Origin of the sequence: Variovorax sp. CCNWLW235, assembly GCF_037204085.1 — a bacterium.
In the GTDB taxonomy this organism is placed as follows: Bacteria; Pseudomonadota; Gammaproteobacteria; order Burkholderiales; family Burkholderiaceae_C; genus Variovorax.
Map to the genome: position 1 here is coordinate 149129 of NZ_JBBCBW010000008.1, position 25669 is coordinate 174797.

The 25669-nt window shown below is 66.3% G+C and carries 23 protein-coding genes; 10 read left to right on the forward strand and 13 right to left on the reverse strand.

The window, feature by feature from the left end; all coding sequences use genetic code 11:
• Window positions 1–30: 30 nt before the first annotated feature.
• Window positions 31–336: an NIPSNAP family protein gene (locus V9L21_RS12070; RefSeq protein ID WP_337312100.1), complete on the forward strand. Its 306-nt coding sequence runs from the start codon at window positions 31–33 to the stop codon at window positions 334–336.
• An 8-nt stretch (window positions 337–344) separates the two neighbouring features.
• Here V9L21_RS12070 and V9L21_RS12075 read toward each other — a convergent pair whose 3' ends face one another.
• Window positions 345–1076 (reverse strand): HAD family hydrolase, encoded by a 732-nt coding sequence (locus V9L21_RS12075; protein WP_258506880.1) that lies wholly within the window; start codon window positions 1074–1076, stop codon window positions 345–347.
• Between the two features lie 15 nt (window positions 1077–1091).
• On the opposite strand from V9L21_RS12075, the gene hemH reads away from it, so the two are divergent.
• A complete protein-coding gene (hemH, locus tag V9L21_RS12080; protein ID WP_337312102.1) occupies window positions 1092–2126 on the forward strand; it encodes a ferrochelatase in 1035 nt (344 codons plus the stop codon).
• On the opposite strand, the gene V9L21_RS12085 is transcribed toward hemH, so the two are convergent.
• The 9 genes from V9L21_RS12085 to V9L21_RS12125 form a co-directional block, all read right to left on the reverse strand.
• Window positions 2123–2629: a DUF1993 domain-containing protein gene (locus tag V9L21_RS12085; RefSeq protein WP_337312104.1), complete on the reverse strand. Its 507-nt coding sequence runs from the start codon at window positions 2627–2629 to the stop codon at window positions 2123–2125. The genes hemH and V9L21_RS12085 overlap by 4 nt on opposite strands.
• A 52-nt stretch (window positions 2630–2681) precedes the next feature.
• Window positions 2682–3572: an alpha/beta fold hydrolase gene (locus V9L21_RS12090; RefSeq protein WP_337312106.1), complete on the reverse strand. Its 891-nt coding sequence runs from the start codon at window positions 3570–3572 to the stop codon at window positions 2682–2684.
• Window positions 3569–4636: a branched-chain amino acid ABC transporter permease gene (locus tag V9L21_RS12095; RefSeq protein WP_337312108.1), complete on the reverse strand. Its 1068-nt coding sequence runs from the start codon at window positions 4634–4636 to the stop codon at window positions 3569–3571. Before V9L21_RS12095 ends, V9L21_RS12090 begins: the two co-directional genes overlap by 4 nt.
• A gap of 13 nt (window positions 4637–4649) precedes the next feature.
• Window positions 4650–5633: a branched-chain amino acid ABC transporter permease gene (locus tag V9L21_RS12100; protein ID WP_337312109.1), complete on the reverse strand. Its 984-nt coding sequence runs from the start codon at window positions 5631–5633 to the stop codon at window positions 4650–4652.
• Window positions 5634–5787: 154 nt separating this feature from the next.
• Complete coding sequence (locus tag V9L21_RS12105) at window positions 5788–6507, reverse strand: ABC transporter ATP-binding protein (protein ID WP_337312112.1); 720 nt, start codon at window positions 6505–6507, stop codon at window positions 5788–5790.
• Window positions 6504–7268: an ABC transporter ATP-binding protein gene (locus V9L21_RS12110; RefSeq protein WP_337312114.1), complete on the reverse strand. Its 765-nt coding sequence runs from the start codon at window positions 7266–7268 to the stop codon at window positions 6504–6506. The genes V9L21_RS12105 and V9L21_RS12110 overlap by 4 nt, the downstream gene beginning before the upstream one ends.
• Window positions 7269–7306: 38 nt before the next feature.
• Entirely contained in the window at window positions 7307–8764 is a 1458-nt protein-coding gene (locus tag V9L21_RS12115) for an extracellular catalytic domain type 2 short-chain-length polyhydroxyalkanoate depolymerase (RefSeq protein ID WP_337312115.1), read from the reverse strand.
• Window positions 8765–8935: 171 nt separating this feature from the next.
• Window positions 8936–10123, reverse strand: a complete 1188-nt coding sequence (locus tag V9L21_RS12120) for a substrate-binding domain-containing protein (protein WP_337312117.1) — start codon at window positions 10121–10123, stop codon at window positions 8936–8938.
• 193 nt (window positions 10124–10316) lie between these two features.
• Window positions 10317–11870: a sigma-54 interaction domain-containing protein gene (locus tag V9L21_RS12125; protein ID WP_337312119.1), complete on the reverse strand. Its 1554-nt coding sequence runs from the start codon at window positions 11868–11870 to the stop codon at window positions 10317–10319.
• A gap of 157 nt (window positions 11871–12027) precedes the next feature.
• Between V9L21_RS12125 and V9L21_RS12130 the strand changes: the two genes are divergently transcribed.
• Genes V9L21_RS12130 through V9L21_RS12145 form a run of 4 tightly spaced genes read left to right on the forward strand, consistent with a single transcriptional unit; the run spans window position 12028 to window position 18585 of the window.
• Entirely contained in the window at window positions 12028–12750 is a 723-nt protein-coding gene (locus V9L21_RS12130; protein WP_337312121.1) for a CerR family C-terminal domain-containing protein, read from the forward strand.
• A complete protein-coding gene (locus V9L21_RS12135; protein WP_337312123.1) occupies window positions 12747–14246 on the forward strand; it encodes an efflux transporter outer membrane subunit in 1500 nt (499 codons plus the stop codon). Before V9L21_RS12130 ends, V9L21_RS12135 begins: the two co-directional genes overlap by 4 nt.
• Window positions 14243–15478 (forward strand): efflux RND transporter periplasmic adaptor subunit, encoded by a 1236-nt coding sequence (locus V9L21_RS12140; RefSeq protein ID WP_337312125.1) that lies wholly within the window; start codon window positions 14243–14245, stop codon window positions 15476–15478. Before V9L21_RS12135 ends, V9L21_RS12140 begins: the two co-directional genes overlap by 4 nt.
• Entirely contained in the window at window positions 15475–18585 is a 3111-nt protein-coding gene (locus V9L21_RS12145) for an efflux RND transporter permease subunit (RefSeq protein ID WP_337312127.1), read from the forward strand. Before V9L21_RS12140 ends, V9L21_RS12145 begins: the two co-directional genes overlap by 4 nt.
• A 402-nt stretch (window positions 18586–18987) precedes the next feature.
• Here the strand turns inward: V9L21_RS12145 and V9L21_RS12150 are convergent, their stop codons facing one another.
• The 3 genes from V9L21_RS12150 to V9L21_RS12160 all read right to left on the reverse strand — a co-directional run bounded on the left by V9L21_RS12150 (window position 18988) and on the right by V9L21_RS12160 (window position 22105).
• On the reverse strand, window positions 18988–20505 hold the full coding sequence (locus V9L21_RS12150; RefSeq protein ID WP_337312129.1) for a tripartite tricarboxylate transporter permease: 1518 nt from the start codon (window positions 20503–20505) through the stop codon (window positions 18988–18990).
• Between the two features lies 1 nt (window position 20506).
• Entirely contained in the window at window positions 20507–21043 is a 537-nt protein-coding gene (locus tag V9L21_RS12155) for a tripartite tricarboxylate transporter TctB family protein (protein ID WP_337312131.1), read from the reverse strand.
• 102 nt (window positions 21044–21145) lie between these two features.
• On the reverse strand, window positions 21146–22105 hold the full coding sequence (locus V9L21_RS12160; protein WP_157614336.1) for a Bug family tripartite tricarboxylate transporter substrate binding protein: 960 nt from the start codon (window positions 22103–22105) through the stop codon (window positions 21146–21148).
• A 127-nt stretch (window positions 22106–22232) separates the two neighbouring features.
• On the opposite strand from V9L21_RS12160, the gene V9L21_RS12165 reads away from it, so the two are divergent.
• From V9L21_RS12165 to V9L21_RS12180, 4 genes are read left to right on the forward strand one after another with little or no spacing between them, the layout of a single operon-like run.
• A complete protein-coding gene (locus V9L21_RS12165; RefSeq protein WP_258506938.1) occupies window positions 22233–22913 on the forward strand; it encodes a response regulator transcription factor in 681 nt (226 codons plus the stop codon).
• On the forward strand, window positions 22910–24331 hold the full coding sequence (locus V9L21_RS12170; protein ID WP_337312133.1) for a sensor histidine kinase: 1422 nt from the start codon (window positions 22910–22912) through the stop codon (window positions 24329–24331). The genes V9L21_RS12165 and V9L21_RS12170 overlap by 4 nt, the downstream gene beginning before the upstream one ends.
• A 2-nt stretch (window positions 24332–24333) precedes the next feature.
• A complete protein-coding gene (locus V9L21_RS12175; RefSeq protein WP_157614338.1) occupies window positions 24334–24768 on the forward strand; it encodes an RNA-binding S4 domain-containing protein in 435 nt (144 codons plus the stop codon).
• A 45-nt stretch (window positions 24769–24813) separates the two neighbouring features.
• Entirely contained in the window at window positions 24814–25620 is an 807-nt protein-coding gene (locus tag V9L21_RS12180) for a PPK2 family polyphosphate kinase (protein ID WP_337312137.1), read from the forward strand.
• The last annotated feature ends 49 nt before the right edge of the window (window positions 25621–25669 follow it).

Genomic DNA, 25669 nt, shown 5'->3' on the forward strand with positions numbered 1-25669 from the left:
GCCGATCCCCACTCGTTCACGGAAAGAACCATGGTCACCTGCTATCTCCGCTACATCGTCGATCCCTACAAGCTCAAGGAATTCGAACACTACGGCAAGCTGTGGATTCCGCTGGTCGAGAAGTTCGGCGGTCAGCACCATGGCTACTTCCTGCCTTCGGAAGGCACCAACAATGTGGCGCTGGCGATGTTCAGCTTTGCGAGCCTGGCCGCCTACGAGCAATACCGCGCAGACTCGATGCAAGACCCCGAATGCCAGGCCGCCTTCAGGTACGCCGAAGAAACCCGCTGCATCGTGAGCTACGAGCGCAGCTTCTTCCGGCCTGTGTTTTCGTAATCCGGCAATCAGGCACCAAGCGCCACGCACAGCGCATGCAGGTTCGGCACGATCAGCTGCGGCCGCGCGCCGTGAACCCAGGGACGCTCGTCGCGCACCAGCCAGGCCGCCTGCATGCCGGCGTTGAGCGCGCCCACCACGTCCAGCTCTGCGTCGTCGCCCACATGCAGCACGTCTTTCGGCAGCAGGCCGACCGAAGCGGCCGCGGCACGGAAGATCGGTGCATGCGGCTTGCCGCTGCCAAATGCGCGTGCATTGAAGGCAGTTCGAAACCAGCGGCCTACGCCGGTCAGGTGAATGTCGGCGTTGCCGTTCGACACCGCCACCAGCGGATAGCGCTCGCTGAGCCACTTGAGGGCGGGCAGCGCGTCTTCATACAGCGTCACGCGCTGTCGTTCGGCAAAGAAAGCGTCGAAGGCGGGGTCGGCCAGCGCCGGGTCTTCGCCCGAGCGCTTCAGCGCCGTGCGAATCGATTCGCGCCGCAGCGCGCTCAGGTCGTGCGCCAGGTCTGAACGCTCCTTCGCGGTGGCTTCGCGCAGCTCGCGCAAGATGCCCGGGGTCAGCAGCAGCGAGGCGGTCTTGGGTGCCTCGCGCAGCAGCCACTCCTGCAGCACCGTCTCGGCGCGCTCGATGGTCGGCCAGATCGGCCACAGGGTGTCGTCCAGGTCGAGCGAGATCGCGGCGATGCGCTTGATGTCGAGGGGCGCGGCGTTCGCGAGCGCCGTGGAAGCGGAGGTCATGCCCGAGAATATCGCATGCCTCAAGACAACACGAACGACAGTTCCATCGCCGGGCGCACCGCCGTGCTCTGGTGCAACCTGGGCTCGCCCGACGCGCCCACAGCGGCCGCAGTTCGGCCCTACCTTGCGGAGTTTCTCGGCGATCCGCGCGTGGTCGAGATTCCAAGGCTGGTGTGGGCGTTGATCCTGCACGGCATCATCCTTCGCGTGCGGCCCGCCAAGTCGGCCGCCAAGTACGCGAGCATCTGGATGCCCGAGGGCTCGCCGCTGAAGGTATGGACGCAACGGCAGGCCACGCTGCTTGCCGGTTGGCTGGGTGAGCGCGGCCACCGCGTGACGGTGCGCGACGCCATGCGATACGCCAGTCCGTCGATCGCCTCGCGCCTCGATGCGCTGCAGGCCGAAGGCGCCACGCGTGTATTGGTGCTGCAGGCCTATCCGCAGTACTCGGCCACCACCACCGCCAGCGTGATCGATGCGGTCAACGACTGGAGCCGCCGCCAGCGGCGCATTCCGGAGTTCCGCTTCGTCAACCAGTACCACGACGACCCGGCCTACATCGAGGCGCTTGCGCTGGGTATCGAGCAGCACTGGAAGAAAGAGGGCCGCGGCGAAGTCTTGCTGATGAGCTTCCATGGCATTCCGGCGCGCAACATCGCACTCGGCGACCCCTACCAGGCGCAGTGCCTCGAAACCGCGCGCCTGCTCGCGGCGCGGCTCAGCCTTTCGGAGGCGCAGCATCGCGTGACCTTTCAGTCGCGCTTCGGGCGTGCCAAATGGCTCGAGCCCTACACCGAGCCCACGTTGCGCGAACTCGGCGCGAGCGGCGTGAAGCGGGTCGACGTGGTGTGTCCGGGATTTCCGGCCGACTGCCTTGAAACGCTGGAAGAAATTGCCATGGAGGGCCGCGAGGCCTTCATGCATGCCGGCGGAGAGGCCTTCAGCTACATCCCGTGCCTCAACGACAGCCCGGCATGGATCACCGCGCTGGCGGAAATTGCCGAACGCAATCTCGCAGGCTGGCCGACCCAAGGGCCGGCCCGCGCCTAGAACTTGCCCAGATAGTCCATCTTGCCGATGGGCATGCCCTTGTGGCGCAGCACGCCGTAGGCCGTGGTCACGTGGAAGAAGAAGTTGGGCAGCGCGAACTGGAGCAGGTAGCGCTGCGCAGTGAAATGCGCTTCTCCTTCTCGGGACTTGATGGTTACCTGGCGTTCTTCCTGCCCGTCGATCATCGTGCGGTCCACGGTGGCAAGAAACGCTTGCGTCTTCTCGATGCGAGCCAGCAGGTCGTCGTAGGTCTTTTCCTCGTCCGGAAAGCTCGGCGCGGTGATACCGGCGATGCGGGCCACGCCGAGCTTAGAGGCATCGCTCGCGCGCTGGATCTGGCCGGCCAGCGTGAGCATGTCCGGCGCCAGCTTGGCGTCCACCAGCGTCGCGGGATCGATGTCGTTGGCCTTGGCATGCGCCAGGCTCTTTTCGAGCAGATGGGTGAGCTGGCCGAGCCCGCGGGAGAAGACCGGCACGGAGAGGTCGTACATCGAAAGCGCCATGGCGTTAGTCCTTGTGGTTGGAATCGGCGGCGATTGTCTCGCCGACTCGCCCCTAGCGACCGGCGGCCCGAATAAACCCTTCGATGAGCTCCAGTTGTTCCGGCACGTTGAGCGCGGGCGCGTGGCCGCACCCCTGAATTTCGACCACTTGCAGCCGGCCCGAAACGCCCGGCCCTCTTTGCTGCATCTGCTGCGTGACCTCGGGCAGCACCAGGTCCGACTCGGCGCCGCGAAGGCACAGCACCGGTATGTCGATGACGTCGTAGTGCGGCCAGATCAGGTAGTCGTTGTCGTGTGCGCTGAACTGCCGGACCATGGCCGGGTCGTAGTGCGGCGTTACCCGGCCGTCCGGCAGGCGGCGGGTGGAGCTCTCGGTGAGGCGACGCCACTGCGCATCGCTGAGCCAGCCGTAGGGCTTGTAGACAGTGCGAAAGAAGAGCTCGAGCTCGGCCACCGTGTCGAATGCGGGCGGCTCGCCGGCATAGGCCCGGATGCGGTCGATGGCCGCCTGTGCAAGCTGCGGCGCGTTGTCGTTGAGCACCAGGCTCGCAATGCGCCCTCTCATCCGCGGCTCGAACAGGCCTGAAGCGCACACCGTGCCAATGGCGCCGCCCATGGAAGTGCCGACCCAGTGCACGCGGCCCAGGCGCAGCTCGTCGCACAGCGCGCCTGCAAGGCGCGCGTAGAACGAGAGCTGGTATTCCTCGTCCGGCAGCGGGCTCCATTGGCTCAGGCCCCGGCCGATGGTGTCGGGGCAGATCACGCGGAAGCCGCGCGCGGCAAAGTGCTGTGCCAGCTCGTCCATGTCGCGGCAGGTGCGCGCCAGCCCGTGCCAGGCAATGATCACCGGCGCATCGGGCGCGCCCCAATCGAGCCAATGGACTTCGCGGCCCGCGAGTTGGGCGTAGCGGGAGACGACCGGAACCGAAAGATCGTTGCTCATCGCGCAGCCCTCGCCCTGAGCTTGCCGACGATGCCGGTCGGAAAGTAATACACCGACAGCACGAACAGCACGCCCAGCCACAGCAGCCAGCGGTCAGGCGAGAGTAGCGCCGCAAGCCAGGGCAGCCCGCTCGCGGCCTCGCTGCCGACACGCAGCAGGTCCTGCAGGTAGCTTTGCGCCAGCACGAACAGCACCGCGCCAATGGCCGCGCCGTACATGGTGCCCATGCCGCCGATCACCACGATCAACAGCACGTCGATCATGATCTCGAAGCTCAGCGACGTGTCTGGCCCGTTGTAGCGCAACCAGATCGCGAGCATGGCGCCGGCCAGCGTGGCGAAGAGCGCCGACAGAACGGCCGCCGTGGTGCGGTAAACCACCACGCGGTAGCCGATGGCCTCGGCACGAAACTCGTTCTCTCGGATGGCCTGCAGCACGCGGCCGAACGGCGAATTCACGATGCGCAGCAATGCCAGCAACAGCACCACCGCGGCCACGAACAGCATGTAGTAGCACAGCAGCCGGCCGTCGAGCGAAACGCCGAGAAACGGCTCTTCAGAGAATTCGAAGCTCGGCGAAATCAGCTCGGGCAGCTTGAAGGTCAGGCCGTCTTCGCCGCCCGTGAAGTCAGACAGCTGGGACGCCAGCGTCTGGAAGGCCGAGGCCACCGCCAGCGTGATCATCGCGAAGAAGATGGCGCGCACCCTGAGCGAGAACAGCCCGATGGCGAACGAGAGCACCAGCGAGATTGCGAGTGCGGCCCCAAGCCCGAGCAGCACTGCACCCCAGCTGGGCCCGAGCCGCGACGCCGAAATGGCGATGCCGTAGGCGCCGATGCCGAAGAACATGGTGTGCGCAAAGCTCACGATGCCGGTGTAGCCCAGCAGCAAGTCGAAGCTGGCCACCAGCACCACGAACACCAGTATCTTGGCCGCGACGCTGAGCGCCTTCACACCCGGAAAGATGAACGGCGCGAATGCCAGCGCAATGAACAGCGCCACCAGCAGCAGCGCCAGCAGGCGGCTCCGGGGCATGTCGTTGGAGAGAAGTCGTTTCAGGAACATGGCGTCTTCTTTCTCAACGGTTGGCCACGGGGTACACGCCCTGCGGCCGCCACAGCAGCACCGCCACCATCAGCAAGATGCTCGCAAACTGGGTGAGCGTGGGCAGCAGAAAGCCGATGTAGTTGGTCATGAGGCCCACCAGCAGCGCGCCGATGAGCGCCCCGCCCGTCGAACCCAGCCCGCCGATGATGATCACGATGAAGATCAGCACGTTGACCTGCGCGCCCATCTGCGGCACCAGGTTCTGCTGGAACAGTCCCCACATCACGCCGCCCAGGCCGGCCAGCGCGCTGCCCACCACGAACACGCCGACGAACAGCCGGCCGATGCGGTAGCCAAGCGACTCGACCATTTCGCGGTCTTGCACGCCGGCACGGATCAACAGGCCGATCTTGGTGCGGCCCAGCGTCCAGGCGAGCAGCCCGAACACCAGCACGCCCACCGCCACCGCAAGCAGGCGGTATTTGCTGATGGCCGCATCGCCGATCAGCAGCGATCCGCGCAGGGCTTCGGGCAACGGCAGCGGCACCTGCGCAGGGCCCCAGATCACCTTGATAAGCTCCTCGCCGATGATCATGCCGCCCATGGTGATGAGAATCTGCTTCAGGTGCTGGCCGTACACCGGCCGCACGATGAAACGCTCGAACGCCAGCCCCACGGCGCCCGCCACCGCCATGGCCACCAGCATGGCCGGGAACACGGCGACGAGGTTGCGCCACAGCTCCTGCGAACCTGTCCAGTCACCCATCAGGCCGAGCACGCTGCTGGCCACGAAGGCGCCGAGCGCAATGAACACGCCGTGGCCGAAGTTGAGGACGTCCATCAGGCCGAACACCAGCGTGAGGCCCGAGGCGATGATGAAGATGATCATGCCCATGGCCAGGCCCGCCACCGTGAGCGTGAGCCAGGTCGAGAACGAGCCGGTGAGCGGTAGCGCGGCCAGCGCGAGGATGGGAGCGAGAAGTAGCGGCTTCCAGTCGAAGTCGATCGTTTTCATTTTTGCGCTCCCTTTTCTTGCCCCCTCTCCCGCTTGCGGGAGAGGGTTGGGGTGAGGGCCAGCGGCGCCGATGTGAGGGCATGGCCTTTGCACAGGCCGTCTGCCCTCACCCTAGCCCTCTCCCAGAGGGAGAGGGAACAAGACATCAAGTACGTCATAGCGCGAGACCCAAAAGAGATTGCTGCAGTTGCGCATCCGCGGAAAACTCCGCCATGCCGCCGCTGTGCACCACGCGGCCGTTGTCCATCACCGCGACGGTGTCGCCCAGGCGCTGCGCGAAGTTGATGTTCTGCTCCACCAGCAGAATCGTCACGCCGCTGCGCTTGAGCTCGCCGAACGCATCGATCATGTTGTTGATGATGGCCGGCGCGAGCCCCTTGCTGGGCTCGTCGACGATGAGCAGTTCGCGCGGCTCGACAATGGCGCGCGACACCGCCAGCATCTGCTTCTGGCCGCCCGAGAGCTTGCCTGCGGGATGGTTCCAGAACTTCTCGACCGCCGGAAAGAGCTTGAAGATCCACTTCAGGCGCGCATCGTCCATCTGCTCGGCGTTCTTCGCACCACGCGCGGCCAGCAGCATGTTCTCCTTCACCGTAAGGTCGGAAAAAATGCCCATGTTCTCGGGCACGTAGGCAATGCCAAGCTCCGCGATCTGCGGTGTGTGCATGGCCGTGATGTCCTTGTCACCGAAGCGCACCCTGCCCTCCGACGCATGCCACAGGCCCATGATGGTTCGCAGCGTCGTCGTCTTGCCCGCGCCGTTGCGGCCCAGCAGCATGGTGAGCTGGCCTTTGGGCACTTGCAGGTCGACACCGTGCAGGATGTGATAAGCCCCGATGTGCGTCTGCACGCCTTGTAGTTCGAGCAGGTTCATGCGGCCTCCTTCGCAATGCCCAGGTAGGCCTCTTGCACCACCGGCGATGCAATCACCTCGGCCGGTTCTCCATCGGCCACCAGCGTGCCGTTGTGCAGCACGATGATGCGGTCCGCAAGCTCGCGCACCACGTCCATCTTGTGCTCGACCAGGAGGATGGTCTTGCTCTTGTCCTGCTTGAGCTTGCGGATCAGATCGAGGATGACCGGCGCCTCGGCCGCGTTCATGCCGGCCGTGGGTTCGTCGAACATGAAGACCTTGGGCTCGAGCGCCATCAGCAGCGCCACCTCCAGCTTGCGCTGGTCGCCGTGCGGCAGGCTCGCCACCGTTGCGTGCTCGCGGGACTTCAGCGCCACGTCGGCCAGGATCTGGTCCGCGCGTTCGGTCAGCGCCTTGTGGTCGCTCCAGATGCTCCACAGGTTGAGTCCGCGCCGATGCGCGCCTTCGCGCGTGGCCTGCACCGCAAGGCGCACGTTCTCCAGCACCGTGAGATTGGGAAACAGGTTGGTGAGCTGAAACGCCCTCCCCAGCCCCGCATGCGTGCGCGCAGACGGCGACAGGCCCGAGAGCAGTTGCCCGTCGAGCGACACCGTGCCCGCGCTCGCCTTGAGCTGGCCCGAAATCAGGTTGAAGTAGGTGGTCTTGCCCGCGCCGTTGGGGCCGACGATGGCCGTCAACGTGCCCGGCGCGAAGGCGCAGCTCACGTTGTTGACGGCCACGTGCCCGCCAAAGCGGATGGTCAGGTCTCGGGTCTCAAGCATCGTTGGTCATTTTTCTCAAACGGAAAAGTCGATCGGGCTCAACAGCTGCCGATCACGTAGTAGTTGGGCCCGGTCTGCTTCAGCGTGGTGGTCACGTAGATGTTCCACAGCCCCATGGCCTGCGCCGAACCATAGGCATAGGTTAGGCCCCACAGTGCATAGGCGCGCCCGGCCACGGTGTGCGCATAGTTGCTGGCGGTGTAGCAGGTGCCGCCGCCACCGCTGCCGGCCAGCGTGGTGCCCGTGGCCGCGCCCGACATCGCACCCTGCGCGTTGTTCGCATCGAGCGCAGCCACGGTCCAGCTGTAGGTGGTGGATGCCGCGAGGCCGGTGTCCGTGTAGTTGGTGCCGGCAACGGGCGCGGCGTTGACCTTGCTCCCGCCGCGGTAGACGTTGTAGCCGCTCGCACCCGAGACGCCGGCCCAGCCGATCACCATGCTGCTGCTGGTCGCGCCCGAGGTGCCCACGCCGGTGGGCGCCGGCAGCGACGAGCCGCCGCCCGAACCCGTCACGCGGTCGACCATCGCCTTGAGCGCCGCCATCTGCGGGCCCGACTTCTTCGCGTAGTTCGCGTTGTCGTAGCCCCACCAGTCCCAGCAGCTGTTGGTGGCCGCGGTGCTGGTCTGCGGATAGATCAGCACGATGTTGTTGGTGTCGGCCCAGCGGTTGTAGCCGGTCTTGCGCACGTACTGGTCGCCCACGTCGGTGTAGTTCTGCTTGCAGCCGTGCAGCACCATGTGCACGCGGCATGAAGCTGTGGTGCAGGCCTGCGGCACGTAGATCCACCCGGTCGCGGCCACGCCATGGCCGGTGATGAATTCCGACTGGTTGAACTCGGTGAACGTGCCTCCCAGCGTGCCGTTGTTGCGCGGGTTCAGCGGCCCGTAGAGATGCTGCAGGATGTCGCCCGCAAGATCGAAGCCGCAGTTGTTGATGTAGGGCGCGGCGGTGGTGCTGCAGGCGCCGCCGTAGTCGTCGGTCACCATGGCGTGGCCGGCGCCGATGTTGTTCTTGTAGACCGTGTTGGCGGCGGGCACGAAGCTCTGGTAGTAGGTCTTCAGGTCGTCCATGACCGCCGGCTTCACGGTGTTGTCCGAGGTGCCGGAGAACAGGTACACCTTCGAAGCGGTCATGTTCGACACCGGGTCGATCGCGCCGCTGGCGGCCCAGCTGTTGGTGGTGCTCACGAGCGTCGACACCGGAATGCTGGTGCTGTGCGTCATGCAGCGCCCGGTGGCGTTGAGCACCGAGCCTTCGGCGCAGTAATACGGCCCGCCTGCCACCACGCCGGCGCCGCGCTTGAAGGTGGCCGAATAGGCCACGTGCAATTGCACCGCCATGAAGCCGCCCGCCGAAAGGCCGGACACGCTCACCTCCGCCGGGTTCGCGCCCAGCGACGGCAGCGGCACCGCCGCAGTTGCCGTGCAGGCATGCGCGCCAAACGCCATTGCCGCAGCCGCGGCCAATCCCTTCCAGTTCCATCGCATCGCTGCCATCGCTGTCTCCTTCTGTTGTAGGTGTGTCGAACGCTTGCTTGATTGCTGACGAATCGGCCGTTGCTTGCGCCGCGTCCGCGCCACGAAGGCGCAGGCTGGCGCTTCGCCCGGAGGCCATCCGGGGCGAAGGGAGTGCGGCCTCAGGGCCGCGGTTGTGCGTTGGCGCTCAGTTCAGCGCTTGTTCTTGATGGGGATGTCCATCTCTTCGGGCTTGATCTCGCGCACCAGCTCGGGCACGCCCCACGCGAACGCCGGGTCGACCTTGATCTTGAAGTGGTACATCGACTGCATCGCCTGGTGGTCTTCCTTGCGGAAGGTCATCTTGCCCTTGGGCGTGTCGAAGCTCATGCCTTCCATGGCGCCGATGAGCTTGTTGGTGCTGGTGTCGCCGCCCGTCTTCTTGAGCGCCGTGACCACCGCCATCGCGGCCGAGAAACCGCCGGCCGTGAAGAAGTCCGGCGGCGTCTTGAATTCCTTGTAGTGCGCCGACACCAGCGCCTCGTTGACCGGATTCTTCGGAATGCCGAAGTAGTAGTACGCCGCGCCTTCCATGCCCGGCAGGTTCTTGTAGGCCGCCATGGCGGGCAGGATGTTGCCGCCGGTGGCAATCTCGATGCCGTAGCGCTTCAGGTCCAGGTCGACAATCTTGAACGGGTTGCCCGCGCCGGCCCACACGATCCAGATGATCTTGCGGCCGGGCTGGTCCTTGAGCTTGTCGATCAGCCGCTGCGCGCCGGCCGTGAAGTCGGTGGTGGCGGGCGGCAGGTACTCCTCGTGCGCCAGCTTCGCCTTCTTGAGCGCGGCGCCGAAGGCCTTCACGCCGTCGCGGCCGAAGGCGTTGTCCTGCGCGAGCGTGGCAACGGTCACGCCCGCCTTGTCGATGGCGACCGCGTTGGAAATCGCGTCCTGGCTCGAGTTGCGGCCGGTGCGGAAGATGTACTTGTTCCACTTGTCGCCGGTGATCGAATCGGCCACCGCGGGCTCCACGATCAGGATCTTCTTGTACTCCTCGGCCACCGGCAGCATGGCCAGCGCCACGCCCGAAGCCGTGGGGCCTACCGCCAGCGCGGCCTTGTCGTCGGAATAGGCGGCCGCAAGAAGCGACTTGCCGAGGTCGGGCTTGCCCTGGTCGTCTTTCTCGATTACCACGAGCTTCTTGCCGTTGACGGTCATCGTGCCGCCGGTGGCGTAGTCCAGGCCCATGGTGAAGCCGGTCTGCGTCTGCTTGCCGTAGGCCTCGAGCGGGCCGGTCTTGCTGTAGATGTGCGCGATGCGGATTTCGTTGGACTGGGCCCAGGCGGGTGCCGTGGCGGCGCAGGCAGCGAGTGCGGCCAACGCAACGAGGTGGCGACGGTTCATTCTTTGTCTCCTTTGATAGGTGACTGAATATTGCACACTTCGTGCCAGTGGCTAACCCATTGATAACAAACGCTTCTTCATTTGGAAGAAGCGCCTGGCGACTGAATTCAGAACAACTAATGTGTCTGAATTTTGATCACATGTCTGCCAATCAGTCAGGGTTTTTGCGGAGCAGGCCAAGTCGCATGGGCTTTCACGCCTGCCGCTCCTGGCTCGTCATCCGCTCATACAAGGTTGCACGCGAAATGCCGAGCAGGCGCGCGGTCGCCAGCTTGTTGCCGCCGGTGGTCTCCAGCGCCGCCGCGATCGCCTTGCGCTCCAGTTCAGCCACCTGCTGCGCAAGCGGCCGCAAGAGCGCCGCCTGCTCGTCGGCATCGTGCGCACTCTGCAGCGTGGCCGGCAGCTCGATCTGCTCCAGCCCCGCCTCGCGCAGGATGCGCTCCAGCTGCGCCGCATCGATGCGCTGCGAATCGCTGCGCATGGTCACCTGCTCCAGCACGTTGCGCAACTCGCGGATGTTGCCGCGCCAATGCTGCCCGGCAAGCAGCGCCAGCGCATCGGGTGTGAGCTCGGGCGGCGCCTCGCCGCTGCGCAGTGCCATGTCTTCGCCCAGCGCTTCGACCAGCGCCGGAATATCGCTGCGGCGTTCACGCAGGGGCGGCACGCGCAGCGGCAGCACGTTGAGGCGGTAGTACAGGTCTTCGCGAAACTGGCCGCGGCGCACCAGCTCGGGCAGGTCGCGCGAGGTGGCTGCGATCACGCGCGCATCGAAGGGCACAAGCTTGTTGGAGCCGAGCGGCTCGATCTCGCCCTCTTGCAGCGCGCGCAGCAGCTTGGCCTGCAGGCCGAGCGGCATGTCGCCGATCTCATCGAGAAACAGGCTGCCCCCGTCCGCCAGCTTGAACTTGCCCTCGCGCCCGCGCCGGTCGGCGCCGGTGAAGGCGCCTGGCGCAAATCCGAAGAACTCGGCCTCCAGCAGCGTGTCGGGCACGGCCGCGATGTTGACGCTGACGAACTGCCCCTTGGCCCGTGCCGATGCCGCGTGGATCGCATGCGCGAGCAACTCCTTGCCGGTGCCGGTTTCGCCGAGCAGCAGCACCGGGCTGGTCGATTGCGCGGCGCGTCGCGCATGGCGCTTTACTTCCACCGCCGCAGGGCTGCTGCCGATAAAGCTCGCAAAGGTGTATTTCGAGCGGCGCTGGCCGTCGGCCGCATGCAGGTAGAGCGGGTTGTTGCGCTGGGTTGCCAGCTCCCGCCGCGCATCGTCGAGGTCGCGCTGCAGCAGCGCAAACTTGCTGATGAGCGGCTGCAGCGTGGTTTCGGGCTGGTCGAACAGCACGATGCCGATGGCGCCAATGACCTCTCCCGCCCTACCCTCGCGACCGTCGTGCTCGGCGCGCAGCGGGATGCGGCTGACAACGAAAGTACCTGCCTTGTTGGTGAGCAGGTCGACCAAGATCGGCTCGCCGGTTTCGAGCACGCGCCGCATCTGCGTGTTGGGAATCACGTCTTCGACCATGTGCCCCAGGAACTGGTCGATCGAAGAAAAACCCAGCGCCGGCAGAAAGCGCCGGTAGCCTTCGTTCACCCACACGATGCGGCCGCTGCGGTCGACCAGGAACATGCCCTGGCTGATACTCGAGAACAGATGGAACATCGAGCGCGCAGCCAACGCGAGGATGCCCTCTGCGTCGAGCGGCAACGCGGAGGATGCGGAAGATGCGGCGACGGGCGGAGCAGCGGACATGGGCGGATCGTAGCCTGCATCAATCCGCAACAAATCGGACATCAATGCGGCACTGGAATTGTCCAGAATTCACATTCAACCGACGAGTGCGACTAAAGCCCTCATTCGGCCCTAAGTAAATCAATCGTTTGATTAGCTGCGTGGTCTAATCGCGGGCATGAGCGCCTCCGCCCTTCAAGCCATTACCGCCCGCGCCCCTCGAAGCGACGGCGTTGAAGCGCGCCAGCGCCTTCTCTACGCCGCACTCGCGCTCTTTGCCGCCAACGGCTACGCCAAGACTTCCACACGCGAAATTGCGCGCAACGCCGGTGTCAACATCTCGGCCATCAGCTACTACTTCGGCGACAAGGCCGGTTTGTATGCCGCCACGTTCGGCGAGCCGATGGGCGGCAATGCCGGAGACTTCGTGCAGCTTTACGACGCACCCGACATGCCGATCGAAGAGGCGCTGCACATCTTCTTCACGCACATGATCGAGCCGCTGAAGCAAGGCGAGATCGTGCGGCAGTGCATCCAGCTGCACCTGCGCGAAATGCTCGAACCCACCAGCCAGTGGGCCGAAGAGATGGAACGCGACATCAAGGCGCCGCACAAGGCCATTGCCGGCATTCTGTGCCGGCGGCTCGGCCTTTCGCGGCCCGACGACGACGTGCATCGCCTGACCTTCGCCATCACCGGCCTGGCCATGCAGCTCTTCGTGAGCCAGGACCTCGTCGAAGCCATACGCCCCTCTTTGCTGAACACGCCTCGCAGCGTCGACACGTGGGCCCAGCGCCTCACCAGCTATGCGCTTGCGCTGGTCGAGGCCGAAGCCGTGCGCCGCCAGGCCGCCGCCAAGCCTGCGGCCGCACCAGTCCGATCCGGGAGAAAGAAGACATGAGAAGACTTCGATTGATCTACACGCTATGCCTGCCGCTCGGCCTCGGGCTCGGCCTCACGGGCTGCGGCTTCATGAGGCCGCCCGCCGCGGTGGAAGCGCCGATGCCCGCGCAGTGGCACGCCCCGCTGCCGCACGGCGGCTCGCTCGCGTCGCTGGCCGACTGGTGGCGCCAGCTCGACGACCCGCTGCTGGTCGAACTCATTGCCGCAGCCGAAGCCGCGAGCCCCAATGTTGCGAGCGCAGCGGCGCGCGTGGCCGAGGCGCGCTCCACGCGTATTGCGGCCGGTGCGGCGCTGCTGCCCAACCTGGACGGCACGCTTTCGGCCAGCCGTGGCGTCTCGGGCTCTTCGCTTGGCTCGGGCGCTTCAGGCGCCTCGTCCGGCAGCGGCGGCGCCACCGCACTTGCGCCGGTTACCACGCTGCAGGCGGGCCTTCAATCGCAATGGGAAATCGACCTGTTCGGCCGGCTGCGTGCCGACCGAGACGCTGCGCGCAACCGGCAGGAAAGCGCCGATGCCAAGTGGCATGACGCGCGCGTTGCAGTGGCGGCCGAAACCGCGAACGCCTACTTCGCAGAGCGCGCCTGCCGGCAGCAGTTGCGCGTGTCTGAATCGGACGCCCGCTCGCGAAGCGAAACCGCGCGGCTCACCGACCTTTCGGCACGCGCAGGCTTTACCGCGCCGGCAGATGCCGCGCTCGCTCGCGCCAGCGCATCCGACGCTTCCGGCCGCCTGACCCAGCAGCGCGCCTTGTGCGCCGTGCAGCGAAAGGCACTGGTGGCGCTCAGCGGCATCGACGAAACAACGCTGGAGCAAAAGCTCGCAGCCTCGCCGGCACAGCGCGCCCTGCCGGCGGTGGGCAGCATTGCCAGCGTGCCGGCACAGGCCATCTCGCAGCGGCCTGATGTGTATTCCGCTGAACTGGGCGTGGCCGCCGCAAGTGCCGATGTGGGTGCGGCCGAGGCCGCGCGCTATCCGCGCCTGTCGCTCTCAGGTTCCATCGGCCGCATGCAGATTCGCACCAGCGGCTTCCGCGAATCGCTCGACACCTGGACCGTGGGGCCTGTGTCACTCACCGTGCCCCTGTTCGACGGCGGCACGCGCGCTGCCAGCGCCGAAGCGGCAAAGGCGCGCTACACCGAAGCCGTCTCGCTTTATCGGGCCAACGTGCGCCAGGCGGTGCGAGAGGTGGAAGAAGCCCTGGTCAACCTCGACAGCACCAGCGCGCGCGCCACCGATGCCGACACGGCCGTGCAGAACTACCAGGCCTCGTTCGACGCCACCCAGGCCCGCTACCAGAGCGGCCTGGCCAGCCTGTTCGAACTGGAGGATTCGCGCCGCACGCTCTTTGCGGCGCAAACCGCGCGCGTCTCGCTGCAGCGCGAACGCACTGAAGCCTGGGTTGCGCTCTACCGCTCGATGGGCGGCGGATGGGCCCGCCCCGAATCGCCCTCTATGACCTCCAACCCGACCGCCAAGGTCGCGACGTCGCCATGAAAAGAATCAAACGCTCTACCCTCGTCATCGCGCTGCTGGCGCTCGTCATCGTAGTTGCCGCGGCCTTGTGGCTGACGCGCAGCAAGCCGGCGGGCGAGCCCGGCGCCGCGCCCGCGGCCGCCAAGGGCAAGGACGGCGCACCGCCGCCTCGGCCCACGTTGACGGTGACCGTCGCCAAACCCGAGCCCACCGAGCTGACGCTCACGCTGGCGGCCAACGGCAACGTGGCCGCGTGGCAAGAGGCCAGCGTGGGCTCCGAATCGAGCGGCCTCAAGCTGGCAGAGGTTCGCGTGAACGTGGGCGACCTGGTGAAGAAGGGCCAGGTGCTGGCCGTGTTCTCGCCAGAGACGGTGCGTGCCGACATCGCGCAATCGCGCGCCTCCCTTGCGGAAGCAAAGGCCACCGCCGCCGACGCCGCGGGCAACGCGGCGCGCGCCCGCACGCTGCAAGCCACGGGCGCACTGAGCCAGCAGCAGATCAACCAGTACCAGACAGCCGAGCAAACCGCCAAGGCGCGCGTCGAAGCCGCCGAGGCCGTGCTGGCGGCGCAAGAAGTGCGCGGCCGCAATACGCAAGTGCTGGCACCCGACGACGGCGTAATCTCATCGCGCACCGCCACGGTCGGCAGCGTGGTGGCCGCCGGCACCGAGCTGTTCCGGCTGATCCGCCAGGGCCGGCTCGAATGGCGCGCCGAGGTGACCTCGGCCGAACTCAGTCGCATCGCGGTAGGCACCACCGCCTTCGTGGTCAGCGCAAGCGGCGCCCAAGTGCGCGGCAAGGTGCGCAGCATCGCTCCCACGGTTGATCCGCAAACGCGCGCGGCACTGGTCTATGTCGACCTGCCGAACGTGCAGCAGAACACCGGCATCAAGGCCGGCATGTTCGCGCGCGGCGACTTCGAACTCGGACGCAGCACGGCACCCACCGTGCCGCAGAGCTCCATCGTTCCGCGCGACGGCTTCAACAACGTGTTCATGCTGCTGCCCGACAACCGCGTGGCGCAGCTCAAGGTGCAGACCGGCCGCCGCGTCGGCGAGCGCGTCGAAATCACCAGCGCGCTGCCCGAAGGCGCGCAGATCGTGGTTCAAGGCGCGGGCTTCCTGAACGACGGCGACTTGGTGCGCGTCGTGGCGGCGCCCGCACCTGCAGCGGCCGGAACCCAGCCTGCCGCATCCGCCGCATCGGCGCCCGCGGGCAACGCCGGCGCCAACGAAACAAAGGCCCGCCCATGAACGTTTCCGCATGGTCCATCCGCAACCCGATTCCGGCGGTGATGCTGTTCGTGCTGCTCACCTTCGGTGGGCTGCTGTCGTTCAACGCGATGAAGGTGCAGAACTTTCCGGACATCGACCTGCCGACCGTGACGGTCTCGGCATCGCTGCCCGGCGCCGCGCCTTCGCAGCTGGAGACCGACGTTGCGCGCAAGCTCGAGAACTCCATTGCCACGGTGCAGGGCCTGAAGCACATCACCACCAAGGTGCAGGACGGCGCCGCCACGCTCATCGTCGAGTTCCGCCTCGAGAAGCCGGTGCAAGAGGCCGTGGACGATGTGCGCTCCGCGGTGCAGCGCGTGCGCGCCGACCTGCCGGCCGACGTGCGCGACCCCGTCGTCACCAAGCTCGACTTTGCAGCCCAGCCGGTGCTGGCATTCACCATTGCCTCGCCGCGCATGGACATCGAGGCACTGAGCTGGTTCGTCGACAACGACATCACCAAGAAGCTGCTCGCACTGCCCGGCGTGGGCGCGGTCAACCGCGTGGGCGGCGTCACGCGCCAGGTGCACGTCGACCTGGACCCGGCCAAGCTGCAGGCGCTGGGCGCCTCGGCGGCCGACATCTCGCGCCAGCTGCGGCAAGTGCAAACCGAAAGCGCGGGCGGCCGCATCGACCTGGGAGGCAGCGAACAGCCGGTGCGCACGCTGGCCACGGTGCAGTCGGCCGATCAGCTTGCCGACATGCAGATCGCCCTTTCCGACGGCCGCCGCATCCGGCTCGACCAAGTGGCGCGCATCAGCGACACCATCGCCGAGCCGCGCGCCGCGGCGCTGCTCAACGGCAAGCCGGTGGTCGGCTTCGAAGTGGCTCGCAGCCGCGGCGCCAGCGAAGTGGAAGTGGGCCGAGCTATCCAGAAAGCCTTGGCCGACTTGCGCGTGCAGCGCCCCGACATCGAACTGACCGAAGCTTTCAACTTCGTCGACCCGGTGGAAGAAGAGTACGACGGCTCGCTGCACCTGCTGTACGAAGGCGCGATCCTGGCGGTGATCGTGGTGTGGCTGTTCCTGCGCGACTGGCGCGCCACTTTTGTCTCGGCCGTGGCATTGCCCATGTCCGTGATTCCGGCCTTCATCGGCATGCACCTGCTGGGCTTTTCGGTCAACGTGATCTCCCTGCTCGCGCTCTCGCTGGTGGTCGGCATATTGGTGGACGACGCCATCGTGGAGGTGGAAAACATCGTGCGCCACCTGCGCATGGGCAAGTCGCCGTATGAAGCGGCCATGGAGGCGGCCGACGAAATCGGCCTGGCGGTGATCGCCACCACCTTCACGCTGATTGCGGTGTTCCTGCCCACGGCGTTCATGAGCGGGGTGGCGGGCAAGTTCTTCAAGCAGTTCGGGTGGACGGCTTCGCTGGCGGTGTTCGCCTCGCTGGTGGTGGCGCGGGTGCTCACGCCGATGATGGCGGCCTACATCCTGAAGCCGGTCGTCGGCGCCGAAAAAGAGCCGCGCTGGCTCACAGCCTACATGCGCGCGGTGGAGTGGAGCACGCATCACCGCTTCAAGACGATGGTGTTCGCCACCCTCTTCTTCTTCGGTTCACTGGCGATGATTCCGCTGCTGAAGACCGGCTTCATTCCGCCGGACGACAACTCGCAGACGCAGATCTATCTCTCGCTCGCGCCCGGCTCCACGCTTGCGCAGACCAGCGCGGCCGCGGAAGAAACGCGAAACCGCGTGATGAAGATCCAGCACGTGAAGAGCGTCTACACCACGGTGGCCGGCGGCAGTGCGGGCGGCGACCCGTTCGCCAACTTCGGTACGCCCGAAACGCGCAAGGCCACGCTCACCATCAAGCTGGACGATCGCGGCGACCGGCCGCGCAAGCAGGTGATCGAAAACCAGATTCGCGCCGCGCTCGAAACGCTGCCCGGCGTGCGCAGCACGGTGGGCCTTGGCGGCTCGGGCGAAAAATACATTCTTGCGCTCACCGGCGAAGACCCTGCGGCCTTGGCCAGCGCGGCCAGTGCGGTCGAGAAAGACCTGCGCACGGTGCCCGGCCTAGGCAATATCACCTCCACCGCGAGCCTGATTCGCCCAGAGATTGCCGTGCGGCCCGACTTCGCGCGCGCCGCCGATCTTGGCGTGACCAGCTCGGCCATTGCCGAGACCTTGCGCGTGGCCACGCTGGGCGACTACGACCAGGCGCTGGCCAAGCTCAACCTCGCGCAACGGCAGGTGCCCATCGTGGTGAAGCTCGAAGATTCGGCCCGCCAGAACCTCGACCTGCTCGGCCGCCTCTCGGTGCCTGGTACACGCGGCCCGGTCATGCTGAGCCAGGTCGCTTCATTGACGATGGAAGGCGGCCCGGCCGTCATCGACCGCTACGACCGCTCGCGCAACGTCAACTTCGAAATCGAACTCTCGGGCGTGGGCCTGGGCGATGCCAAGACGGCAGTCACGTCGCTGCCATCGATCCAGAAGCTGCCGCCCGGCGTGCGCGTAACCGAGATCGGCGACGCGGAAGTGATGACAGAACTGTTCGCCAGCTTCGGCCTTGCGATGCTCACGGGTGTGCTGTGCATCTACATCGTGCTGGTGCTGCTGTTCAAGGACTTCCTGCATCCGGTGACGATTCTTTGCGCATTGCCCTTGGCACTGGGCGGAGCGTTCGTGGGCCTGCTGATCGGGCAGAAGGCGCTTTCAATGCCGTCGCTGATCGGGTTGATCATGCTGATGGGCGTTGCGACGAAGAACTCGATCCTGCTGGTGGAGTACGCGATCGTGGCGCGGCGCGACCACGGCATGAGCCGCTGGGAGGCGCTGCGCGATGCCTGCCACAAGCGCGCACGGCCCATCATCATGACCACGCTGGCCATGGGCGCGGGCATGCTGCCCATTGCGGTGGGTCTGGGCGCAGCTGACTCGAGTTTCCGCTCACCGATGGCGATGGCGGTGATCGGGGGGCTGATTACATCTACCGTGCTGAGTCTCTTGGTGGTGCCGGCTGTGTTCACTTATGTGGACGACATCGAGCACTGGATTCGGCGAACTGTGCGCAAGGTGCGGGGGCAGCCGGCTGATCCGCATATCGACGACGACCTGGTCGAAGCACCACGGACTTGAATGTGCTGTGCCCTCTCCTGCTCGCTGCGGGGAGGGCGTTGGTTTTTATGCCGTTGGTTGCGGAGTGCTGTTTGGGGCGCCGCTGTTTGGGCGCCGCTGTTCAGGGCTTGTGCAAAGGCCACCGGGTACTCCCCTCCGCGAATGTCCCCCGGGGCTGCGCCCCTCCTCCTTTATTTCGCTGCGCGGAGCACCCGATGCCCTGTGCACCAGGGCACGCTCCTGGTGCTCCGCTGATCAACCACGGCTCTGCCCAACGCACCCGCTGATGGGGTGCCTTGCGCAGCGAAATAAAGGAGGAGGCCGAAGGCCGGGGGACATTCGCGGAGAAAGGCACCCCGTCGGCGGGTGCGCACCCTGAAGAGCGCCCCGCACGACTCACGCCAATCTGACGGCGCAAGAAAATTACTGAGCCGCCAGCCGCGCCAGCTTCCGATCGCTCATCCGCTTGGCAACGCGCGGCAACACCAGCACAGCCACGATGATGACCACCAGCGTGATCGACATCGGCCGCTGGAAGAACACCGAAGCGCTCCCTTCGCCAATCGACATGGCATTGCGCAGTTGCGCTTCCGCAAGCGGCCCGAGGATCATGCCCACCACCACTGGAGCGGTCGGGAAGTCAAAGCGCCGCATCACCACGCCGAGCAGGCCGATGGCGTAAAGCAGGAACAGGTCGAACGCGCTCTGGCGCATGCCGTAGGCACCCACCGTTGCAAAGATCAGGATGCCTGCGTAGAGCTGCGGCTTGGGAATCTTCAGCAGCTTGACCCACAGGCCCACCATCGGCAGGTTCAGCACCAGCAGCATCACGTTGCCGATGTAGAGCGACGCGATCAGTGCCCACACCAACGCGGCGGAGGTAGTGAACAACTGCGGGCCCGGCTGGATGCCGTAGTTCTGGAATGCACCCAGCAAGATGGCTGTGGTGTTCGACGTGGGAATACCCAGCGTGAGCAGCGGAATCAGCGCTGCGGTCACGGTGGCGTTGTTGGCCGCTTCGGGGCCTGCCACGCCTTCGATGGCGCCCTTGGTGCCGAACTCGGCCTTGGCGTCCGCATCCTTGGCCAGCTTCTTTTCCGTGGCATAGCTCAGGAAGGTCGGAATCTCTGTGCCGCCGGCCGGAATGCAGCCGAACGGCGTGCCGATGGCAGTGCCGCGCAGCCACGCGGGAATCGAGCGCTTCCAGTCGCGCGCTGTCATGTGCACGCGGGTGAGCTTGTTCTGGCCTTCGACCACCTTGCCTTCGTAGAGCACGGCATACAGCACCTCGGCCACCGCAAAGAGGCCCACTGCCACCAGCACGATCTCGATGCCGTCGAGCAACTCGGGAACGCCGCCGGTATAGCGGCCCTGGCCCGAGATCTGGTCGAGGCCGATGCAGCCCGCCGCCAAGCCGACGAACAGAGCCGTCATGCCGCGCAGCGTGCTCTTGCCGAGCACCGCACTCACGGTGGTGAAGGCCAGCAGCATCAGCAGGAAATACTCGGGCGGCCCGAGCTTGACCGCGAACTCGGCGACGAACGGCGCAAACAACGTGACGATGACGGTGGCGATGGTGCCCGCCACGAAGGAGCCGATGGCGGCGGTGGCAAGCGCGGCGCCCGCGCGCCCGCTCTTGGCCATCTTGTTGCCCTCCATTGCGGTGACCATGCTGGCTGTTTCACCGGGCGTGTTGAGCAGGATCGATGTGGTCGAGCCGCCGTACATGGCGCCGTAGTAGATGCCCGAGAAGAAGATCATCGAGGCCGTGATATCGACCTTGCCGGTAATGGGCAGCAGCATGGCCACAGCGACGGCCGGGCCGATGCCGGGCAGCACGCCGACGGCCGTGCCCAGTGCACAGCCCACCAGGCACCAGAGCAGATTGACGGGGGTGATCGCCGCGGTGAAACCCGCCATGAGTGCGTTGAAGATTTCCATGTCAGAGCCACCCGGTCGTTGTGAGGCCCGGCAGGTTGATGGCCAGGAACTTGGTGAACATCCAGAACACGGGGGCCGAGATGAGCGCGCCCGTCAGCAGATCGATGGCCCAGGTGCGCGGCGCGCTGGCCGAAGGCTGGCCGCTCGCGCGGCGCAGGCCCTGCACGGCGAGCAGGTAGCACAGCATGCAACTCAGGATGAAGCCGAGCGTGGTGATGAGCGCTGCGTTGAGCAGCAGGCCGGCCGATACCCAGACGAAGCCCGGCCAGTAGGCATGCTCTGCGCCCGAGGGGGCGTCGAGTTCACGAAAGCCGCCGGTGCGTGCTTCCCAGAGAATCCAGGCGCCGCACAAGGTGAGCACGCCCGACACCAGCCAAGGCAGAAAGTTGGGGCCGACGCCGCCGTAGCCGGCTTCTGAAGAAATGCCAATGGCGCCGAAACCCAGCGCCAGGCCGGTCAGCAGCACGCCCGCCCCGACCAGGGTTTGCGGCCACGTGGCCGCGGGTTGCGGCGAGACCGAGGATTCTGGAGTTGTCATTTTTTCTCCCACAGTCAGGGAAAGGAATGGGGCCCATTGAAGGGCCCCACTATCGAAAGAGCCCCCAATCTCCGAAGTACGCGAAGATTGGGGCGAGCGAAATCAGATCATTCCGGACTTGGCCATGATGGCGCGCAGGCTGGCGAAGTCGTCGTCGACGAACTTGGCGAAAGCCTCGCCCGATAGCACGGCCGGCGTCCAGTCGTTCTTCTTGAGCGACTCGGCCCACGACGGGCTCTTGAGAGCGGCCAGCACCATGTCGGTCAGCGCCTTGCGCTGTTCGGCGGTAATGCCGGGGGCGCCGTACACGCCGCGCCAGTTGCCGATCTCGACGTCGATGCCCTGCTCCTTCAGCGTGGGCACGTTGATGCCCGGCAGGCGCTGGGCGGACGTGACCGCAATGGCCTTCATCTTGCCGGCGGCAATGTATTCGGCGAATTCGCTGTAGCCGCTACCGCCGACGGTGACGTTGCCGCCCAGGATGGCGGCGGTGGCTTCACCGCCTCCGCGGAAGGCCACGTAGTTGATCTTGGACGGATCGGCGCCGACCTTCTGCGCGATCATGGCCGCGGCAATGTGCTCGGTGGAGCCGCGCGAACCGCCACCCCACTTCACGCTGCCCGGGTCTTTCTTGAGCTGCTCGACCACATCCTTCATGGTCTTGAAGGGCGAGTTGGCCGGCAGCACGAACACGTTGTATTCGGTGGTGGTGCGCACCAGCGGCGTGGCCTGCGACAGGTTGACCGGCGGCTTGCCGGTGATGATGCCGCCGAGCATGACGGAGCCCATCACCATGAGCGCGTTCGGGTCGCCCTTGGAGCCGTTCACGAATTGGGCCAGGCCCAGTGCGCCCGCGGCGCCGCCCTTGTTGTCATAGGTGACCGTGTCGGCCAGCTTGGCGTCGGTCAGTGCCTTGCCCAGCGCGCGGCCCGTGGTGTCCCAGCCACCGCCCGGGTTGGCTGGAATCATCATCTTGACGTTGGCAGCGGCGCGCGCCGACAACGGCAGGGCTCCGGCGGCGGCCAGCGCGGCCAATGACTTCAAAAAGGTGTCGCGACGCATCGTTGTCTCCTGAGAACTAAAGAAAACCTGACTTGGACCTGAGCCGCTATCATGCGCCGCCCCGCTGTCAGTTGGCTGTCCGCCGGACTGGGGAAAACACCGAAGTACCATTCCCCCACCTCACCCCATGAAGCTGCTGCTGGTCGAAGACGATCCCTCGATGCAGGTCACCCTGCAGCGCGCCCTCGCCCGCAGCAAGATCGACGTGCGCATCTGCGGCGACGGCGCCCTGGCCGTCGAGCAATGGCGCGAGCTGGAGCCTGACGTGGTGGCGCTCGACCTGAGCCTGCCCAACCTGGACGGCCTCCAGGTGCTGGCCCAGGCCCGCGCTGCGGGGCTGCGCACGCCCGTGCTGCTGCTGACCGCCCGCGGCACGGTGGGCGACCGCATCATGGGCCTGAACGCCGGGGCCGACGACTACCTGCCCAAGCCCTTCGACCTCGACGAACTCGAAGCCCGCATCCGGGCGTTGCGCCGGCGCCACCAGAATGCCGGCCCCGACATGGGCCTGAACCCCCAGGAGGTGGGCGGCCTGCGCTTCGAGCCCGAAAGCGGCGCCGTTTACCACCGCGGCGGCATCCTGGAGCTCACCCCGCGCGAGCTGGCGCTGCTCAAGGCGCTGATGATGAAACCGGGCCACGCCGTGAGCAAGGAGCGCCTGTTCGAACTGGTGTTTCCGGGCGAAACCGATGTGCAGTACGAAGCCGTGGAAGTGGTGGTGTACCGCCTTCGCAAGAAGCTGGCGGGCACGGGCGCGGCGTTGATGACGCTGCGCGGCCTGGGCTACCTGTTGCGCGCCGAGCCATGAAGAAGGCCTTGTCGCTGCGCGCGAGGCTGCTGTTCGGCATTCTCGCGCCGGTGGCGCTGTTCATTGTGATCAACAGCGTGAGCCTGTACCGGCAGAGCCTGGCCGCGGCCACCACGGCCTACGACCGCACCCTGCTCGCCTCGGCCAAGACCATCGGCGAGCAGCTCGACGTGGAAGGCTACGACGAAGCGGCGCGGCTGCGCGCCATCGTGCCCTATTCCGCGCTCGAGGCCTTCGAGGCCGACAACCGCAGCCGGCTTTTCTATCGCGTTTCCGCGCTCGACGGCGAAATGGTTTCGGGCTTTGCCGAGCTGCCGTTCTGGCGCGGCCAAATTCCTGACCGCGGCGCCTATTCGGCGCTGGTCGATTTCTACGACGCACGTTTTCGCAACCAGCCGGTGCGGGTGGCCGTCTTGCTGCAACCCGTCGCCAGCGCCAAGGGCCGCGGCATGGCGGTGGTGCAGGTGGCCGAAACCCTCGAGCTGCGCGAGACGCTGGTGCGCAAGCTGCTCACCGACATGCTGTGGCGCCAGCTGCTGCTGATGGGCGTGATCGCGCTGGTTACCGTGCTCGTGGTACAGCGCGCCACGCGTCCGGTGCGGGAGCTCGGCGAGGCCATCGAGAAGCGCGCGGCCGACGACCTCTCGCCCATCGATGCACCCGATGCGCCGCGCGAACTGCGCCCGCTGGTCGATGCCACCACCGAAGTCATGGGCCGGCTGCAGCGCCTGCTCGACCATCAAAAGCGATTCGTGCGCGACAGCGCTCATCAGTTGCGCACACCGCTGGCGGTGCTCAAGGCGCAGGTGCAGTCGGCGCGGCGCGGTGACGTGGCGCCCGAACAGGCGCTGAGCGAAATCAGCCACACCGTGGAGCGCGCCACGACGCTCGCCAACCAGATGCTCTCGCTCGCCAAGGTCGAGCAGCTGCGCCAGCAGCCGGAATCGGTTCCGCTCGAACTCGGCGAAGTCGTGCGGCAAATTGCGCTGGACCTCTCGCCGCTCATCGCCGACAAGGCGCTGGACTTCGAACTGGCGGTGGACCAACCTGTGACGGTGCGCGCGCACCGCTGGATGCTGCAGGAGCTCACGCGCAACCTGCTGCACAACGCCATCAAGCAGAGCCCCCGGGGCGGTGCTCTTTCGGTCATGGTCCAGTCTACCGGCGGCGAAGCAGTGTTGACGGTGCGCGACGAAGGCCCCGGCATTTCGGCCGAGCTTCGCCAGCGCCTGTTTGCGCCGTTCTCCGCCGGCGACACCGGCAGCGGCTCCGGGCTGGGCCTGGCCATCTGCCGCGAAATCGTGCTGGCGCTCGGCGGCCGCATCAACCTCGACAACCGCGGCATGCAGGAAAATTCCGCACAGGTGGTCGGGCTCGACGCTGTCGTGCGGCTCCCTGTCTACCACCACAATTCCTGAATATGGATCGCTTGCGCATCGACAAATGGCTTTGGGCCGCCCGCTTCTTCAAGACGCGGTCGCTGGCCGCGGAAGAGATCGGCAAGAACCGTGTGCAAGTGAACGGCGACGTTGCCAAGGCGTCCCGCGAGGTCAAGGCGGGCGACACCGTGGCCATCCGCCTCGGCCCCATCACGCGGACTGTGACGGTGCGCGGCCTGAGCGGACAGCGCGGCCCCGCGCCTGTGGCGCAGCAGCTCTATGAAGAGACGGCGGAGAGCATTGCCGCGCAGGCCGCAGCCCGCGAACAGCGCCGCATGGGCAGCGAGCCGGCGCTGGCCATCGAGCAGGGCCGGCCGACCAAGCGCGACCGCCGGGAGCTCGACGGCGCGGCGCGGCACGCCGACTGGGACAACCGCTGGAGCGCATCCATCGATCCGGATGAGTCCGACCGCTGACCGCCGATCGCGTACGCTGCGTGTTTTTGCACGGAGCTCCGGTTCATGGCCAGCCTTAAAAAATACCGCGTCGGCAGCAGCTTCCAACTCTCGCAGGTGAGCCCCGGAGAAACGCCGTTTCTCGAGGGCAACGAAGCCGCACAAATCGCCGAAATAGACGAGCTGGCCGGCGAACTCGACGAAATGCAGGACCTGCTGCATGCCGAAGGCCGCCGCAAGGTTCTGCTGGTGCTGCAAGGCATGGACACCAGCGGCAAGGACGGCACGGTGCGCTGGGTTTTTTCACGCACCTCGCCGCTCGGCGTTCGCGTGACGGCCTTCAAGGCACCCACCGACGACGAACGCGCGCGCGACTACCTCTGGCGCTGCCATGCGGTCGTGCCGCGCACGGGAGAAATCGCTGTGTGGAACCGCAGCCACTACGAAGACGTGCTGGTGCCGGTGGTCGAAGGCTGGATCGACAAGGCCGAGGCCAAGCGGCGCTATGCGCAAATCAACGACTTCGAGCGCCTGCTGGTCGAAACCGGCACGGTGGTCGTCAAGTGCATGCTGCACATCGACAAGGACGAACAGCGCGAACGCCTTCAGGCGCGTATCGATACGCCCGGCAAGCAATGGAAGTTCAGCATGGGTGACCTCGAAGTGCGCACCAAGTGGAGCGCCTACCAGCAGGCCTACGACAAGGCGCTGCGCGCCACTTCCACCGATCACGCGCCCTGGTACGTGATACCCGCCAACCACAAGCGGCACCGCAATCTCATGATTGCCAAGCTGCTCATGAAAACCCTGCGGGAGATGAAGCTCAAGGCGCCGCCCGCGGATCCGGCGCTCAAGGGAATGATCATCAAGTGATCGAGCGGGCGCGGGTCGTCGGCGCACGCGGCGCCGACACCGTCGCGAA